The 17,795-nt window shown below is 73.4% G+C and carries 13 protein-coding genes and 1 pseudogene; 12 read left to right on the forward strand and 2 right to left on the reverse strand.

The genetic code is table 11. The features are described 5' to 3' along the window. Positions 1-318: 318 nt before the first annotated feature. Complete coding sequence (locus G7Z13_RS00840) at positions 319-3,291, reverse strand: hypothetical protein (RefSeq protein ID WP_240926066.1); 2,973 nt, start codon at positions 3,289-3,291, stop codon at positions 319-321. A gap of 300 nt (positions 3,292-3,591) precedes the next feature. On the opposite strand from G7Z13_RS00840, the gene G7Z13_RS00845 reads away from it, so the two are divergent. From G7Z13_RS00845 to G7Z13_RS00900, 12 genes and pseudogenes are all read left to right on the forward strand, one after another. After that, positions 3,592-4,620 carry a hypothetical protein gene (locus G7Z13_RS00845; RefSeq protein WP_165995132.1) on the forward strand — a complete coding sequence of 343 codons (1,029 nt, stop codon included), beginning with the start codon at positions 3,592-3,594 and terminating at the stop codon, positions 4,618-4,620. 208 nt (positions 4,621-4,828) lie between these two features. Further along, a complete protein-coding gene (locus tag G7Z13_RS00850) occupies positions 4,829-7,099 on the forward strand; it encodes a tetratricopeptide repeat protein (protein ID WP_165995133.1) in 2,271 nt (756 codons plus the stop codon). Next, entirely contained in the window at positions 7,096-8,226 is a 1,131-nt protein-coding gene (gene amcB / locus G7Z13_RS00855; RefSeq protein WP_165995134.1) for a cyclophane-forming radical SAM peptide maturase AmcB, read from the forward strand. The genes G7Z13_RS00850 and amcB overlap by 4 nt, the downstream gene beginning before the upstream one ends. Then, entirely contained in the window at positions 8,192-8,410 is a 219-nt protein-coding gene (locus G7Z13_RS00860) for a hypothetical protein (RefSeq protein WP_165995135.1), read from the forward strand. The genes amcB and G7Z13_RS00860 overlap by 35 nt, the downstream gene beginning before the upstream one ends. A 422-nt stretch (positions 8,411-8,832) precedes the next feature. Next, positions 8,833-9,315 carry an Asp23/Gls24 family envelope stress response protein gene (locus tag G7Z13_RS00865; protein ID WP_165995136.1) on the forward strand — a complete coding sequence of 161 codons (483 nt, stop codon included), beginning with the start codon at positions 8,833-8,835 and terminating at the stop codon, positions 9,313-9,315. A gap of 85 nt (positions 9,316-9,400) precedes the next feature. Further along, positions 9,401-9,556, forward strand: coding sequence for a DUF6131 family protein (locus G7Z13_RS00870; RefSeq protein WP_165995137.1), 156 nt, complete (start codon positions 9,401-9,403; stop codon positions 9,554-9,556). 128 nt (positions 9,557-9,684) lie between these two features. Beyond that, a complete protein-coding gene (locus G7Z13_RS00875; RefSeq protein WP_240926067.1) occupies positions 9,685-12,912 on the forward strand; it encodes a SpoIIE family protein phosphatase in 3,228 nt (1,075 codons plus the stop codon). A gap of 141 nt (positions 12,913-13,053) precedes the next feature. Then, entirely contained in the window at positions 13,054-14,163 is a 1,110-nt protein-coding gene (locus G7Z13_RS00880) for an AI-2E family transporter (protein ID WP_165995139.1), read from the forward strand. Positions 14,164-14,208: 45 nt separating this feature from the next. Beyond that, positions 14,209-14,379, forward strand: a pseudogene (locus G7Z13_RS00885) (recombinase RecB); the annotation flags it as partial. Positions 14,380-14,716: 337 nt separating this feature from the next. After that, positions 14,717-15,100 (forward strand): alpha-amylase, encoded by a 384-nt coding sequence (locus G7Z13_RS00890; RefSeq protein WP_165995140.1) that lies wholly within the window; start codon positions 14,717-14,719, stop codon positions 15,098-15,100. A 264-nt stretch (positions 15,101-15,364) separates the two neighbouring features. Next, positions 15,365-15,997: a helix-turn-helix domain-containing protein gene (locus G7Z13_RS00895; protein ID WP_165995141.1), complete on the forward strand. Its 633-nt coding sequence runs from the start codon at positions 15,365-15,367 to the stop codon at positions 15,995-15,997. 33 nt (positions 15,998-16,030) lie between these two features. After that, positions 16,031-16,501 carry a DUF3291 domain-containing protein gene (locus G7Z13_RS00900; RefSeq protein ID WP_165995142.1) on the forward strand — a complete coding sequence of 157 codons (471 nt, stop codon included), beginning with the start codon at positions 16,031-16,033 and terminating at the stop codon, positions 16,499-16,501. Positions 16,502-16,595: 94 nt separating this feature from the next. Here the strand turns inward: G7Z13_RS00900 and G7Z13_RS00905 are convergent. Then, positions 16,596-17,795, reverse strand: a 1,200-nt coding sequence (locus G7Z13_RS00905; protein WP_206312964.1) for a cellulose binding domain-containing protein, incomplete at its 5' end; no start/stop codon positions are given.

Consider the following 17,795-nt stretch of genomic DNA (forward strand, 5'->3'; position numbering starts at 1 on the left):
GAGTCGCCCGCGCCTTCCGAGATCGGAAGTGGCGGCGGCGTCACTTGTTGTCGAAGGAAGTAGCCGCAGCCGAGCGCATCGGAAGGCGCGGTCGCGCCGCCAACGTACATGGGCGGTCGGAGCACACACCAGCGAATATCACCCGTCCCCTGGGCGCGGCCGGATGACCGGCACGCCGACCTCGTGCAGGGACCGCAGGACATGGTCCCAGGGCAAGGACCGCGGGGCAGGCGCCGCTGGGCCGGGGCCGCAGGCCAGGGACCGCAGGGCAGGCCCCCAGGACAGGCGCCGGTCCGGGGGCGCGCAGCGTGCGGACGCCTACTGGTCTCCGTCCGGCGAGGGCCCGCCGTCGCGTGCGGTGAGCAGTCGCCGGATACGGGCCCGGACCTCGGGTGGGAGATCGCGCAGCCCGCCCAGCACCCGGGCCCGGACGGCGTCCTCTTCGCCGGGCGGCAGCTCCGGGGCGCCGAGCAGCAGCGTCAGGACGTCGTGCGCGAGGGAGGTGGCCGGGCCGCCCGGTGAGGTGAGGAAGGTGGTCACGGCGGGCCCCAGCCAGGTGTAGACCGGGTCCATGACGTGGCGTACCACGCCGTCGTTCGTGCCGTCGGAGACGTCCGCCTTGTGCCGCAGTTCATGCCAGTAGGTGCGGGACCAGCCCGGGCCGTCGTTGCCCTGCGGGAACCGGTAGAGCCAGTTCATGTCCAGCGGCTGCGGCGGGTCCGGCGGGGTGCCGCCCCGCAGGGAGATGTGCAACTCCCTGCCCTGTTCGTTCCAGCCGCGGCTCAGCGAGAGGGAGAGGGCGAAGTCGGTCCACTGCTCCTCGTCAAACGAGGAGCGCCACAGCAGTACGTGCCGGTGCCAGGCGCCGGCGTGATCGTCCCAGGACGGGAACAGCTCGCCGGCGGTGACACGGCCTTTGAACAGCAGGATCACCAGGACGAGGTTGGCGCCGTAGATGCCGTGGCGGGCGGAGGTCCGCAGGCCGGGTGAGGCGGCATACCGGGTGGGCCGGTAGGCGCGGTGGGGTTCGTGCGTGCGTTGCCCGTGCTGGTGCAGTACGGCGGTGAGGAGGCCCGCCAGCCGTTCCCGCTCGGCGGCGGGGATCCGGCGGACCATCGAGGCCGCGAACCGCAGCATCTGCCGGGAGGACAGCGGCGCGTACGAGAGCAGGGTGTACGCGAGATCGTCGTCGACGCTGCGCTCGGCCACGGACAGGGACGGGCGGTGGGCCACCAGGCTCGTCAGCACGTGCAGGGTGAGACGTACGACCAGGTACTCGCCGAAGGTGGCGTGCAGGAACTCGTACGTGGCCAGCACCCGCCCGTCCCGCACGGACTGTGCGCGCTGGACGAAGAAGAAGCGGCCGAGCGTCACTTCGGCGGCGCCAAGTGGGGTGCGGAACCCGGATGCCTCGGCGGACGCCCGGCCCAGCAACGCCGTGAGGTCTTCGTCGAGTTCGGCGACCGACACCCATTGGCGGCGGCGGTTGTGCAGCGCGAAGGCGACCAGGGACAGCCGTTGCAGTTCGCGTTCGGCGCGGTCGCGTGCCTCGTCCTCCGTCACGGCGGCGAGGGCCGGGGCGGTCTTGTCGGTCTCGCGGCGGGCGAAGGAGGTGAGCAGTTCCTCGTACAGCTCGGCCTCGTCGAGCGGACTGTCGCTGTCGCGGCGCAGGGCGTTGCCGGTCGCGTCGTACATCGCGAGCATCGTCAGCAGCAGCGGTTGTTCGGCGAGCGACCGGTGGCGGGCGACGGCCGCCCAGTCCAGTGGCCGCAGTCCGCGTGCGGCGAAGCCGTCGGCGTTCGCCTCGTTCCACAGGGCGAGCCACTGGCGGATCTGGTCCTCGCGGAACGGTTCCAGGCGCAGGGCGACCAGCCCTTCGGGGTAACGGGCCCGGTCCGCCACGGCGATACGGCTGGTGACGAGGGCCCTGAGAGGGCGGCCCTGGTCCGCCTCGCGCTGCTGGAAGTGCGCGACGCGGGTGAGGAAGTCGCTGTGGTGGACCCCGGTGGTCTGCAGCAGCTCGTCGAAGCCGTCCAGGAGCAGGACGGGCACGGCGTCTCCGGCCGCGCGCACCAGGTCCGGCCAGGAAGCCCGTTCCCCGGTCGCGGCCCGCACCGCCTGCTCGATCTGGGTCTGCAGGTCGTCCTCCGCGTGCACGTCCCGCAGGGGCACGCGTACGGGCAGGAAGCCCGCCGCCGGGAGCCGGGCGGCCAGCACGCGCGTCAGCACGGACTTCCCGGCCCCCGGCTGGCCGAGGACGAGCAGGGGCGACGCGGCCGATCCGGCCGATGTGAGGGCTCCGGCGAGGTAGCCGGTGATGTCCCCGCGTACCGGAACCTCCTCCCACCACGACTCGTTGGCCGGTCCGCTGGGTCCGGCCACCTCACGCACCCGGAAGTCCGGGTCGAGGTACATCTCCCGCAGAGTCGGGACGCGGATGCCCGCCGGCCCGGAGGAGGCGTCCAGGACGGAACGGGTGAGCACGGCCTCCGCCGCGCGGACCAGGGCGGCGGCGACGTCCACGGGCGGACGCGCGGCTCGGGCGAGGCCGCCCAGCAGCTCGGTCACCCCCGCGAGGGACCGGCGCACCTCGGCCCGCGTCGCCTGGTGCTCGATCCGCGTGACCCACAGGTCGAACTCAGGCGCTTCCTGCGCGAGTTGTGAGTAGAGCGACGCGTACTGCTCGACGGCGTCGCGCGGCAGATCGGCGCGGATCACCCGCCCGGCCTCCTCCCGGGCCGCGTCACTCTGCGCGTGCCACACCCGCAAACCCTCGGCGAAGTCGAGAAACCTCGCGGACAGGCCCTCGTACCAGCGGTGCAGCTCGGCCATGACCGCCTCGACCGGCCGGTGGGGCGCGGGGCTGGGCGCGTCGGCGGCCGCGAGCGACCGGGCGAACGCGTACCCGCGCTCCACCGCCGGCGACACACCCGCCAGGGTGAGCTGTTCGCCGCGCGTCAGCTCCAAGTCCGCCAGCCTCAGCGGGAGTCGCCGATCCTCCAGCGCCTGGAACCAGGCGACCACGACGATCACCGTGTGGGCGGCGTGCAGCAGTTCGGTCCGCTGCGCGCGGCCTTCCGCGTGCGCCAGACGCCGCCCGATCCCCCGCACGGCGCCCCGGCCCAGCGTAAGCACGCTGCCGCGGGCGTCGGCGATCCGGAGCAGCCCGTCGGACACACCGCCGGTCGCCGCGTTCAGCGCCCCGCCGAGCGCCCGGTCCAGGGCGGCGACGGCGGGCGGGTCACAGCCCAGCAGCGCCAGCGCGTCCGAGAAGGACAGCAGTCTCCGCATCGCCACTCCGCCCCCAGCGTCCCCGTCGCCCCACACCGCCCGCCGCCCGCCATTCACCGGCTGTCGGCTGTCGCCATGGCTGCCCGCGCCGTACGACAGTCCCGTACCGCACTGTGGCACATCCGGGGCGGGCCGGCCCGGGGTTCCGCTCGGCGGGTGACCATGATGGTCCACGCCCACCACGCTCCGCCCCACGCCCGACCCGAGGAGCCCCCGACCCGAGGAGCCCCCGACCCGAGGAGCCCCCGGCCCGAGGAGCCCCCGGCCCGAGGGGCCCGCTGCCCGAGGAGGACTCGCCCCATGCCCCGCACCACCCCGCCCCGCCCCCTCGACGTGGAGGCGGTCTTCCCGGAACTGACCGCGTTGCGCCGCACCGCGACCCGGCTGCACCCGCGGCGCGGCACGCCCACGGTCCGGGACAGCTCGGTGGGGGGACCGATGCTGTGGCCGGCCGACGAGCCCTGGCCCGCCTGCGCTCACGCACACCAGCGCGGCAGCGGTCATCGGTACGCCGAGGTGGTGCGCGCGCGGGAGATCCTGGAGCGGGCCTGGCGGCGTGATCCGCGATCGGGCCCGAACGCCGGGGAGGCCGACGAGCTCTCCCGCTTCAAGCGTGGCCGGCACGCACCGCACCTGGCCGACACCGACCCCATCCCCCTGATCGGCGTGGCCCAGCTGTACCGGCGGGACGTACCCGGTCTGCCCGACACGGGAGCGGGGGACGTGCTCCAGGTGTTCTGGTGCCCCTTCGAACGGCATGGGGAGAGCGGCCACGAAATGCACGTCGAACTCAGGTGGCGACACTCGCGGGGCATCGGCACGCCGCTCGCGGAGCAGCCGTTCCCCGAGGTCGTCGGCCGCCCGGAACTCGTCCCGTCGCCGTGCGTTCTCCACCCCGAAGCAGTCGTCGAGTACCCGTGGTTCGAAGACCTTCCCGAGGATCTGCGGGAGCGTATCGAAGCGTGGGAGACGCCGCGGGAGGACGGCCACGACCAGGCCGGGGAGGAGGGCGAGGGCGGGGTCGAGCGGTACGCCTTCGACCTGTCCACGGCCCCCGGCTGGAAGGTCGGCGGCTGCATCGCCTGGAACCTCACCGGACCCACGCGCCTGACCTGCCCGGTGTGCGCAGCGCGGCTGACCCCGCTGCTCACCGTGGACCGGCGCGAGTGGGACGCGGGCACCACCGGCTGGATACCCGATCAGGACCGGGACGCCGTCCACGTCATGGATGCCAACGTGCCGACGGGCGTCTCACCGGGGCGGGGCCGGCTGATCATCGCCGTGTGCCCCCGCGACCCGCACCACCCGTTCCGCCTGGTCACCCAATGAGAGCGCCGGGTTCACTCAATGAGAGCGCCGCGTGCTTGCTCGCCCACACCGTGCGGCAGGCACCGCATACCTGTCGGGGCGTCACGTTTCAGGGCACGATGGTCGTGTGAGCCGGGACACGTACGGTGGGGATCGGATCGACTTCAGTAATGGGACATTCCGGGGTGAGGCGATCGGGAAGAAGGTGGAGCACCACCACTACGGACCCATGCCGCGCGTAGAGGACGCGCTTCCGCCGTCGGCGGTCGGGTTCACCGGGCGGGAGGAGGAACTCGCCTCGCTGCTGGCGGCGTTGGCACCCGCCGGTGCCGGACGGACCGCGGTCCCGGTCCTCGCAGTGACCGGGCTGGGGGGTGTGGGGAAGACCGCGCTGGCGGTGCGCGCCGCTCACGTGGCGCGGGAGCATGGCTGGTTCCCGGGCGGCGCGCTGTTCGTCGACTGTCACGGCTACGACGAGACACCCGCCGGGCCCGAACAGTTGCTGGAGGCCCTGCTGCGTGCCCTGGGGGTGGCGGCCGCGCATGTGCCGGGCACGCTGGACGAGCGGGCGGGGCTGTACCGCTCGGTGCTGGCCGAGCGGGGTCGCACGAGCGGCCCGGTGCTGGTCCTGGTCGACAACGCCTCGCATCCGGGGCAGGTCAGGCCACTGCTGCCCGGCCACACCGCGCACCGGGTACTGGTCACCTCGCGTGACACCATGCCTCAGCTCGGCGCCCACCTGTTCCGTCTGGACGTACTCCGGCCGGAGGCGGCGCGGGACGTCCTGCACCGCGCGCTGCACACGGCCGGTCCCGGTGACCGACGCGTCGCGGACGATCCCGACGCAAGCGGGCGGCTGTGCGAACTGTGCGGGCGGCTGCCCCTGGCTCTGCAGATCGCCGCCGCCCTGCTGGTCGCCGATCCGGGCAAGCCGGTGGCGGAACTCGTGTCGGAGCTGGTCGGTTCCACCACACTGCTCGATCACCTGGACGACGGCGAGCGAGGCGTGCGGGCCGCCTTCGACCTGTCGTACCGCCGCCTGGATCCGCAGGCCGCCCGGCTTTTCCGGCTCCTGGCGCTCGCGCCGGGATCGGAGACGAGCGACGAAGCGATCACCGTGCTCTCCGGAGCCCGAGCTGGAGACGAGCCCGGAGCCGGAGACGAGGCCGGGGCCGGAGACGGGGCCGGAGACGGAGACGGATCGCGGCTGCCCTCGGAATCGGGTCCGGAACCGGGAGCCGGTGCCGTGCCCCGCCGGGAGCTGAACGTGCTGGTCCGCGCCCACCTGGTCGCACCAGGCAGTGTGCGGGGCTGCTGGACCCTGCACGACCTGGTCCGGGCCTACGCGCTGGACCAGGTGTCCCGGCAGGAGTCGCTGCGGGAGGAGGGCGGGCGGGCGCGGGCCCGGCTCCTCGCCCACTACCAGCGGCGGGCCGAGGCGGCCGACTGGTTCCTGCAGGCCCGGGCCGGCCGGGCCCCGACGTCCGGCTTCGGCGGACACGAGGACGCGCTGCGCTGGCTCGACCGCGAGCGCACCGGCCTCGTCTCCGCCGCGCTGTGGGCGGCCGACCCCGCCCACGCCCGGGACGGACTGGAGCTGGCACTGCGCCTGCACGGATACCTCAACTGGCGGCGGTACTTCGACGACGCCGTGACCGTCTTCCGGTGTGCCGCGCGGACGGCGGACGCGCTGCGCGACGGCCTCAGCGCGGGCAAGGCGTGGAACCGTCTCGGTCTGGCACTGCGCAACAACCGCAGAATCGAGGAGGCCGTCGCGGCGCACACACGAGCCTGCGAGATCCACCGCACGCGCGGCGACCGGCTCGAGGAGGGCCTCTCCTGGGACATGCTGGGGATCGCCCTGACCGAGGCGCGCGCCTACGACGAGGCGCTCGCGGCCCATGAACGCGCCCGTGAGCTGGTACGCGCGTGCGGGCAGCCCCAGGCGGAGGCGTCGGCCTGGAACAACCTCGGGCGCACCCTGTTCCTGCTCGGCCGCTTCGACGAGTCGATCGTCGCCCTGAGCCGAGCCCGTGACATGTTCCACGCGGTCGGCGACCGGTTGCGCGAGACCACCGCGACGAACAACCTCGGGCGCTCCTTCCGCGAGACCGGGCGCCTGGAGGAGGCCCTCGCGGCGCACACCGCCGCCCGGGCGGTCTTCGAGGAGCTGGGCACCCGTGAACGTCTCGCCACGGCGTGGAACGACTCCGGGACCGCGCTGGCCGCGCTGGGCCGGTGCGGCGAGGCCGTCGACGCGCATCTGACCGCCGTACGGGAGTACGAGGACCTGCGCGACCGGCATCGGCAGGCGCAGGCGGACAACGACCTGGGGATCACCCTCCGGCGTGCCGGCCGCCACGCGGAGGCGCGCGACGCGCATCTCGAAGCCCTGCGCCTGTTCCGGGAGCTCGCCGACCTGCACGGGGAGAGGGAGACGCTCGAACTCCTCGGCGTCGTGGAGCGCGGCGAACGGCTCGGGACCGCGGAGCACCGGTGAGGCGGCCACCGCACCGGGCGCGGCTGGCGAGGACCAGCTCCCTGGTGCTGCTCCAGCCGACCCCGCTGTGCAACCTCGACTGCCGTTACTGCTACCTGCCCTCCCGCGGGCTCGCCCGCGTCATGTCCCACGAGGTCGCCGACGCCGTCGCGGACACCGTCGGCGCGTGGTCGGAGCACCACCCGGTGACGGTGCTGTGGCACGGCGGCGAGCCGCTCACCGCGGGCGTGTCCCGCCTGCGGGGGCTGCTGGACCGCTTTCCCCCCGGCCGCGAGCACCCCGTGCGGCACTCCGTGCAGACCAATGCCTCGCTGATCGACGAGGCCTGGTGCCGGCTGTTCGCGGAGCGCCGGATCAGGGTCTCCGTCAGTGTCGACGGTCCGGGCCCCGGTTCCGCACGGCGCGACCGCGCCGGGCGGGACGCCACCGACCGCGCGCTGCGCGGCATCGCGCTGCTCAGGGAACACGGCATCGCGTTCGGTGCCATCGCCGTCGTGAGCGACCCCTCCCCGCACAAGGCGGCCGAGCTGCATGAGTGGTTCGCCGCTCTCGGCTGCCGGGTGCTGGGAGTCAACCTGGTGGAACGCAAGGGCGTGAACGCCTCGGCCGTGCGCGACGACGAGAACGTCGCGGAGTTCTGGGCCACGCTGGCCGCCCGCGGGCGCGCCGACCGCTCCCTGTCCCTGCGCGACCTCGAGCACGCCTGGCGGTACGTCAGGGCGGAGCTGGCCGGCGTGGCCCGGCGGTGGGCCGATCAGCCGCTCGATCCGCTGCCGATGGTCACCTGGGACGGGCAGGTGGTCGTCCTCAGTCCGGACCTCGCGGGTTTCTCCTCCGCGCGCCACGGGCCGTTCACGGTCGGCGACGTACAGGAGCGGGGGCTGGCCGGCTGCCTGGCCCGCGCCGAGGAGACGCCCTGGGTCGCCGAGGCCCTCGACGGGGTCGACGCCTGTCGCGCAGGGTGCGGCCTGTTCGCGTACTGCCGTGGCGGGCAGGCTGCCAACAAGCATTTCGAGACCGGCCGGCTGGACGCCACCGAGACCGTCTTCTGCCGGAACAGCAGGAAGCTCCTGATGGAGGGACTGATACGCGATGCGGAACGAGTCGCCGGAACCGGCCCGGGCTGAGGACCGCGTACGGTCCCCGGGCGCCGGCCTGTTCGCCCTGTTCCCGCTGCCGGACGCCGAGGTGTGCGAGGAGTGCGGCGACACCGCGTGCGCGCACGCCTCCACGCTCTACTCGGGTGCCACCGAACCTCCGATCCGGGGCCACCTCGATGACACCGTGACCGGACAGGACGGGCTGGAGTGACCTGACACCGGGGGATGCGGACGGCCACGCCCCGCCCGGCCGGAGCACGCCTGCGCGAACGTCGTCGTACGCGCGGCCGCGCGCTGCCCATCCGCCCCGGGACCGCGCTCTGGAGCATGAGCCGAGGAAGGGGCCAGGACCAGGTCCGGGGCCCTCCGGCCGGCACGGGCGAACGCATGCGGGCCGACGGAGTTACCGTTGAGGAACCGGGAGTTTTCCGTACGCCGCCTCCCAGGTCGACGTCGGTCCCGGCGCATCACGCAACCGGGCCGCGCACGATGGCCCGGGGACAGGGGACGCGACATGACGGCGCCCATCGATCCGCCCGGCCGCACCCGGACGAGCCCCCTTCACGACGAGAGCCGCCCGCTCCCCTTGCCGGGCGTCGCGCGGTGTCCGGCCGATCGACCGAGGTGATCGCCATGACGGAGAACAGCACCGGCACCGGTCCGGGCAACCGGTCCGACACCGGCGTGAGCGCGCTGCAGGGGCGCACCGGGGCCGGCGCTCCGGCGGAGACCCGGGGGAAGACCAGCATCGCGGACGGCGTGGTGGCCAAGATCGCGGGCCTGGCCGCCCGCGAGGTGCCGGGCATCCACAGCCTCGGCGGAGGCATGACCCGCGCTCTGGGAGCCATGCGCGACCGCGTGCCCGGCGGGAGCGGGGGTGTCACCCGGGGCGTGAGCGTGGAGGTCGGGGAACGGCAGGCCGCCGTCGACCTGGACATGGTCGTCGAGTACGGGGTCTCGATCGTCGACGTGGCCGGTGACGTGCGCTCCAACGTGATCGACGCGGTGGAGCGGATGACGGGCCTGGAGGTCGTCGAGGTGAACGTCGCCGTGGGCGACGTGCACCTCCCCGACGAGGAGGAGGAGACCGCACCGGACGAGGGGCGTGTGAGGTGAGCCGCCAGGGTGCGCACCGGGCCCCGCCCGCCTCGTCGATCACCGCTGTCAGCGGGGGAAACCACAGCCCGCAAAGGGAGACATCATGATCATCTTGGGCGTCATTCTGCTCATTGTCGGCTTCGTGACCGGCATCTCGATCCTGTGGACCATAGGCATCGTCCTGGTGGTCATCGGCGCGATCCTGTGGATCCTCGGCGGCATGGGGCACGCCGTCGCCGGCCGCCGCCACTATTGGTGAACGACCACGTCCGGGCCCGCGGCCGTGGAGGGTTCGCTCCCCGCCGCGGGCCGCGCGCTGGTGCGCGCGGGACTCGTGAGCGGCCCACCCCGGAGCAGATGTCCGATTTGCCCGACTATCCTGGTTCTGTGGAGCCGTACCCCCCTCCTTCGGGCAGCGGTCGCGACGACGGGGCGCTGCCGGAGACCGGCGTGCGCCCGGAGATCCTCGCTTCCTGGCAGCGCTCGCAGACTCTCGGCATCGACCGGGAGCGGGCCGACCTGCCCATCGAGAGCGACCTGGATCCCGACTCCCGGCTGATCAGGGCCGCGACGCCGGTCCTGGACCACCTCTACGAACGGTTCTTCGGCATCCCGGTGACCGTGGCGCTGGCCGACTCCCGGGCCAACATCGTCGACCGGTGGGGCGACCCGGCGGGGCTGCGGCTGATGGACGCCGCCTCCCTGGTGCCGGGCGCCAATGTCGACGAGCGGTTCATGGGGACCAGCAGCGTCAGCATGGTGCTGAGCACCAGGGCGCCGTTCGTGGTCGTCGGTCACGAACACTTCCTGCACGAGCTGAAGGAGCTCACCTGTATGGCCGCGCCGGTGCGCGACCCGGTGGGCGGCACCGTGCGCGGTGCGGTCAACCTGTCCGTGCCACGCGAGCTGGCCAACCCCGCGATGGCCCTGGTGCTCCAGGACGCCACCGAGCGCATCGAGGAACGACTGCTGGAGCTGAGCACGGCCCGTGAGCGCCAGCTCATGCACTCCTTCCGCCAGGCCAGGGAGCGCGGCGGGCGCGCCGAGCTGAAGGTCGGTTCGGGGCAGCTGTTCCGGTCCGGCGCACCGGCGCCCCGGCTGACCCCGCAGGAGCGGCTGATCCTGCTGGAGCGTGCCGTCGAGCTGATCTCCTCCACGGACGAGACGTTCGCCGAGGTGCCCCTCGCGGGCAGCCGCACGGCCGTACTGCGCCGCCGGGAGCTGCACCACGGCGACGCGGAGGGCGCGGCGGTCGAGGTCAGCTTCGAGGACACCCGTGCCAGGAGTTCAGCGGGCGGGGGCACACGGCCGGGGACGGGTGCGGGGGCGGGACCGGGGACCGGGCAGCCGGGCCGGGCCACCGCCGCCGCTCCCGACGGGCGGCATGTGCCCCTCCTCGGACGTCCCGCCGAGGCGGCCGGGACGACGGTTTCCGGTACGACGGCGGAAGCGCCGGCCGCGGAAGCGCAGGCCACCCGTCCGCCCGCCGAACGCCCGCACACCGCCGAGCCGCACACCGCGCACCCGCCCACCACCGAAGGAAATGGGCCCACCGCAGAAGGGCACACCCCGCAAGCGCACACCGCAGAAGGACAGGCCCCGCAAACACCCACCCCGGAAGCCCAGGCGCCGGCACAACCGGCTGCCGGGGAGTCCGCGGACGCGGAAGCCTCCCTCGCCGCTCCTGCCGACGCCTGGCTGCTGCTCGTGGGGGAGCCCGGCGTCGGCCGGCTGGCGGCCGAGGCGCGCGGGCGGCTGTCCCTGCTGAACGAGGCGGGCGCCCGGCTCGGCACCACCCTGGACATGCGGCGCACCGCCGAGGAACTGGCGGAGATCGCCGTGCCGCGCTTCGCCGACCTGGTCGTCGTCGACCTGGTGGAGGGCGTCCTGGCGGGCGAGGAGCCACCGCGCGGACGGCTGGGCCCGGACGTGGCGCTGCGCCGGGTGGCCGCCCGGACGGACATGGACCCCCGCACCTCCCCCACTGCGCTCAGCTCCCCCACCCCGCCCACCTCCCCGTCCGCCCTCGCCTCACCGTCTTCCCCCGGCACCCCGGCCTCCGCCCACACCGCGGCCTCCCCCCACGCCCGGATCGCCTCCGCCGCGGCGATCGACGGCGTGGACGAGCCCGTCGGCTACCCCGCAGGCACGCCCCAGGCCCGGTGCCTGGAGACGGGTGTGCCGGTCACGGACTCGGTGGTGACCGCCGCCCTGGCCGGGCACCCGGGCGACCAAGTGCACCCCGTCGGCCTGCTGGGCGAGGGCGAGCACTCGTTCCTGTGCGCTCCGCTGTCCGCGCGCGGGTCGGTCCTGGGCCTGGCGGGGTTCTACCGCCGCGGCAGGTCGAGGCCGTTCGAGCAGGACGACCTGACGCTGGCGGGCGAGCTGGCGGCGCGTGCCGCCATCAGCGTGGACAACGCGCGCCGCTACCGCCGGGAGCACCAGGCCTCGCTCACCCTGCAGCGCAGCCTGCTGCCGCGCGCCCTCCCCCGGCTGACGGCGGTCGACCTCGCTTCCCGTTATCTGCCCGCGGACGTCAGGGCCGGGGTGGGCGGGGACTGGTTCGACGTGATCCCGCTGTCCGGGATGCGCGTGGCGCTGGTCGTCGGGGACGTGCCCGGCAACGGCCTCCAGGCGGCGGCCACCATGGGCCGGCTGCGTACGGCGGTGCGGACGCTGGCCGGGCTCGACCTGCTGCCCGAGGAGGTACTGGCGCACCTGGACGACCTGGTCAGCCGTACCCCCGGCGATTCGGCGGACGAGCTGGACCCGGCGACCGGGGCGACCTGCCTGTACGCGATCTTCGACCCGGTGTCCTGCCGGTGCACGGCCGCACGGGCCGGCCATCCGCCGCCCGCGGTGCTGACACCGGACGGGACGGCGCGGCTGATGGACCTTCCGGTCGGTCCCCCGCTCGGGCTCGGCGGGATCCAGCCGTACGAGTCCGCCGGCGTCGACCTGCCCGACGGCAGCCTGCTGACGATGTACACCGATGGCCTGCTCAAGGAGGGCCGCGGGTACGGCGACACCGACGCGCGCACCGGGCGGCTGCTGGCCTCGCTGAGTGAGGCGGGGCCGGCGCTGGAGGACATCTGCGACCGGGTCGCCGGCACCCTCCCGCCGGGCGGTCCGTACGATGACGTGGCTCTGCTGCTGGCCCGGGTGCACGCGCTGCCCGAGGACCGCGTGGCGTCGTGGGAGTTCCCGTCGGAGCCCTCCGCCGTGGCGCGGGCGCGGGAGGTCACGCGTGCCCAACTCGCCGCCTGGGGCATGTCGGAGCTGGACTTCAACACCGGACTGGTGGTCAGCGAGCTGGTCACCAACGCCGTGCGGTACGGCGGTCAGGGGCCGGTGGGCCTGCGGTTGCTGCGCGACGACTCGCTGATCTGCGAGGTCTCGGACCGCAGCAACACCTCCCCGCGGATCCGGCGGGCGGCCACGACCGAGGAGGGCGGGCGGGGCCTGTTCCTCGTCGCGCAGTTCACCAAGAGCTGGGGCGCCCGCTTCATGCCGCAGGGCAAGACGGTGTGGGCCGAGCAGATTCCGCAGCCGGAGCAGGCCGCGCCGGAGCCGGACGAGCAGACGCTGCTGGACATGTTCGACGACCTGGACTGAGCCATTCGACGTGCCTGCCGTGCCGTGCCAGGCCGTGCCGTGCCGTGCCAAACCGTGTCGCAAGTGGACCCCGGTGGCCGGATGTTGTCGTACCGGCGGCGTTCGGAGGAGCACGCGGGCGGTCCCCATAGGGTTACCGTCATGTCTGCTTCCCTGAGTTCCACGAAAACCGCCGCAGCGTTGCGCACATCGGCACGCGTCTCCCTCGACCTGCTGCTGGTCGCCTTGGCCACCTCGGTCGTCCTCTGGCTGGTGGGGCGGATGTGGTCGGTTGTCTGGCCTCTGATAGTGGGCTTGCTCCTCACCACGCTGACCTGGCCGATGGCTCGTTTCCTGCGTCGGCGGGGGTGGCCTCCGGCCCTGGCCGCGTCGGCGGTGACCGTGGCGTTCCTGGTCGTGCTGGTGGGCATCGTGACGCTGATCGCGGTGCCGGTCGCCTCCCAGTCCGGCCAGCTGGCCGACGGCGCGGTCTCCGGCATCCAGAGAATCCGTGAGTGGGTCGCCGGGCCGCCCCTGAACATCGGCGACGAGCAGATCACCGACGGCTTCGACAAGGCCGTGGCCCGCGTCCAGGACAGCGTCGGCAGCCTGCTCACCGCCGTGGTCTCGGGGGTCAGCACGGTCGTCAACGGCCTGGTCACCGCCGTCCTCGCGCTCTTCCTGATGTTCTTCTTCCTCAAGGACGGGCCGCGGTTCCTGCCCTGGCTGACGCGTCAGCTTCCCGGCCGGCTGGCCACGGACATCCCGGTCGTCGCCGAACGCAGCTGGGAGACCCTCGGCGCGTTCGTGCGGTCACAGGCGTTCGTCGGTCTGCTGGACGCCGTGCTCATCGGGATCGGCCTGTGGATCCTGAAGGTTCCGCTGGTCCTGCCGCTCGCGGTGCTGACCTTCGTGTCCGCGTTCGTCCCGATCGTCGGCGCCCTCTTCGCGGGTCTGGTCGCGGTCCTCATCGCGCTGGTCTCGAACGGCCTGACGGACGCCCTGATCGTGCTGGCCATCATCGTCGTGGTGCAGCAGCTGGAGGGCAACGTCTTCCAGCCCATGATCCAGAGCCGCGGGCTCGGGCTGCACGCCGCGGTGGTCCTCCTCGCGGTCACCCTGGGAGGCAGCTTGGCCGGCATCGTGGGCAGCCTGCTGGCGGTGCCGGTGGCCGCGCTGATCGCCGTGGTCTGGAACTACGTACGCGAACAGCTGCGGGAGCCGGACCCGGAGCCCGACGAGTCGCCGTCCGGGGCAGCCGTACCTTCGTGACGCCGTGTGCCGCCGACGCGGTCACCGGCCGAAGGCCGGTGACCCGACGTGCTGACGTACGACCCGGTGCGGGCGGATCTGGAGCGGGTGGAGCGCAAGCTGCTCGCGCTGTGGGAGGCGAGCCGGCGGGCGACCGAGACCGGGGACTGGCGGCCGCGCCCCACGAAGCTGGGCGGCTGGTGCGACCACCAGGCGCACTGCCCGGAGTTCGGCGGCGAAAACCAGACCGATGCCCCTGCGGTCGTCCTTTCACTACCTGACATGACGTGCCGGCTGGTCGAGGCCTGCCACCTGCTCGTCGCCGCGCCGACGGGTCCAGGGCGCTTGTAACTGTTCAACCGTCACCTCAGTCTTTCAGCAGCGCAGGTCGCTCGTCCTCGCAGGTGGCGACCGGTCCGGTGACTGACGTGACCCGCCTGACCGGAAGACTGACCGCCGTGTTGCACCGTCCGGAACCCCAGTCGATTCTTTCGGCTTGTGAAGGCAGAACGCCACACCGGACGGAACTGCCTTCAGAAATCGACGTGTTGCTCAACGGAAAAGGTGCCCAACCATGCTGACCTTCGGACGACTTCGGAAGCGCGCCCGCGCGGGAGCGGCCGCGGCGCTCGCCCTCTCGGCCGTGACGGCCGGCACGGCCTCCGCCTCCACCGCGGCCTCCGCGCCCTCCGCCTATGCGGCCGAGCCCGCGCCTTCCTGCGTCACCCTGTACCAGAGCTGGCGGTACACCCAGGCCGGGAACGGCTGCGGCGCCACGATGACCGTCAAGGTCGTCTACCAGGACGGCGCCGAGGGGCTGTGCCGCACGGCGGCACCCAACGAGACCGTGACCCTCGGCGACGGGTACGCCGGCCCGCACGGGCAGGCCCGGTACATCGCCCTCTGCGACCAGACGCTGAGCGGCACCGGCTTCGCTCAGGAGCCCGCGGACGCTTGAGCCAGTGGGTAGTCGTACCGCACGAACCCGTTGAAGCTCGCCACCTTGTCGCCTTCCGCGCCACGCCCCGGCCGCGCACCGTCTCCGCGACGAAGAGGTCCTGGAGACTGCAGCTGTCGTCCATCCGGAACGTCTTCCCAGGCGGCGCGGTCCTCCTCGCGAAGCGGACCCGTGTCGGCCATGGTCGCGATCCTGGCACGGGGCGCGCCCGCCCGACGCGTCTTCCCGTGTTTCTCCTACGGTCATTGGTCATAGAGTCGGTGCGTGACTGATGAAGACTCCACGTTCGACGTACTGGGTGTGCTGAGCGATCCGGTGCGGCGCCGGCTCTACCGGCATGTCGCCGCCGCTCCGGAGGAGGTGAGCCGCGACGCGGCCGCCGAGGCGGCCGGGGTCTCCCGGTCGCTCGCCGCCTTCCATCTGGACAAGCTGGTCGAGGCGGGGCTGCTGGTGGTGTCCTTCCGGCGGCTGTCCGGGCGCAGCGGGCCCGGGGCCGGGCGGCCGGCGAAGGTGTACCGGCGCGCCGAGGGCGAGCACGCCGTGTCGGTTCCGCCGCGGTCGTACGACGCCGCGGCCCGGCTGCTCGCCGAGGTGCTGGAGAACGCCGGGCTGGACCGGGAGTTGCAGGCCGCGGCGAAGGCGGCGGGCGCGGCGCAGCCGGGCGCCGGCGACGTGGAGGCGGCGCTGCGCGCTCGCGGTTACGAGCCCTTCCGGGACGGCGAGACGCTGCGGCTGCGCAACTGCCCCTTCCACGCGCTGGCTTCGGAGTTCCCCGCGCTGATCTGCGGGATGAACCTGGCGCTCATCGAGGGTCTGGCGCCCGAGGAGTGGTCGCCGGCGATGGACCCGTGTCCGGGCGGCTGCTGCGTCTCGCTCTCTAAAAACAAAACTGATTGACTATAGAGATGGGGCCGGGCCATGCTGTGCCGCATGACTCAGTCCCATCTGGCGCAGGTCAACATCGGCCGCATCGTCGCCCCGCTGGACAGCCCCGAGCTGGCCGACTTCGTCGCCCAGCAGCCCGAGATCAACGCGCTCGCCGACCGCAGCCCCGGCTTCGTCTGGCGTCTCGTCGACGACGACGGCGCGGACGCGACCGGCATCCGCCCCGACGGGAACGACGCCTTCCTCCTGATCAACTGCTCGGTCTGGGAGTCCGTGGAAGCCCTGCGGAACTTCACGTACCACAGCGGCCATCTGCGGGTACTGAGCCGCCGCCGCGAGTGGTTCCACCGCATGGCCGAGGCCCACCAGGCCCTGTGGTGGATCCCGGCCGGCCACCGCCCGACCGTCGCCGAGGCGATGGAACGCGTCGCCCTGCTCCGCGAACACGGCCCCGGCCCGCAGGCGTTCACCTTCCGCGACCCCTACCCGGCCCCGACGGGCGCGGTGCTGCTCTGACCGCGGCCCGCGGGCCGCGGCCGGCCCGCCCGGGCCCCGGCAGGGGACGGTCCTCTGCTGGAACCCGGACGGGATCAGGACGGTCCGGGGTGTCTCAACCGCCGGAGCAGACCGCGCCGTTGAGGCGGAAGACCGTCGGCTCGGGGTTGGGGCCGTCGTTGGCGCCGACGAAGCCGAAGGAGGCGGTCGAGGCGCCGTCGGGGGCGAGCGGGCCGGCGCCGTCGGGGGCGGTCACGCGCACGTGGCGGCCGGTCTGGTGGAACGTGGCGTTCCAGCCGGAGGACACCGACTGCCGGTCGGTCGGCCAGTCCCAGTCCACGGTCCAGCCGGTGATCGGGGTGCTGGAGAGGTTCCGGACGGTCACCGTCGCGACGAAGCCGTTGCCCCAGCTGGTGTCGCGGTGGTACGTCACCGCGCACGGGGCGTCCGCCGGGGTGCCGGTGGTGAACGTCAGCGGGTCGGACGGGGCGGACAGGCGGCCCGCGGCGTCGGCGGCCAGGACGTTGACCGTGTGGGTGCTGCCCGCGGGCAGGTTCCGCAGCGTGACGGACGTGCCGGTGGTCTCGCCGACCACGCGGGTGTGCGCGCCCTCGCGTGCCTGGACCAGGTACCGCGCGGCGCCCTGTGCGCCCGCCCAGGACAGGCGCGCGGTGGTGTCGGTCACCGACTCGAGCTTCGGGGTGCCGGGGGTCGCGGCACCGGAGGCGGCCGGGCCGGTTCCCGCTCGCGGCGTCAGGGTGACGGTGAGCATCCCGTACGGCTCCACGGTGACTTGGGAGGCGGACGTGCCGTCGCCGTTCACGTCGGTGATGTCGGTGTCCCCGCGCGCGTAGCGGCTCAGCTCCGGCGCGGCACCGGACGGGGTGAAGCCCGCGTACTCGAGGTCGACGGTCCGGGCGGCGTCCGGGTTCTTGTTGATGAGCAGGACGCTCAGGCGCCCGTCGCGCCGCTGGACGGCGTGTGCGGAGACGTCCCGCGCGGAGGAGGCGGTGGCGACCATGGTGTCGCCGGCGGTGCCCAGTTCGCGGGTCATCTTCATGCCGTAGTAAGGGTGGAACGGGGTGTTCGCCGGCGGTTGACAGACGTCTCCGGTGCAGGCACCGCTGGAGAGCATGCCCATGTCGCCGTAGTCGGTCTCGCCGTCGACGGTGGTGATCTGTCCGGGGCCGTTGTGGGTGTTCCACCAGTCGACGGTGAAGACGCCGTTCTCCAGCGCCGTCATGAAGGCGTCGGCGGCGAACAGGGCGTTGGGGCGGGCCGTGAGGCGGGCACCGCCGGTGTTGGTGTTGATCTC

This window comes from Streptomyces sp. JB150 (assembly GCF_011193355.1).
Taxonomy (GTDB): domain Bacteria; phylum Actinomycetota; class Actinomycetes; order Streptomycetales; family Streptomycetaceae; genus Streptomyces.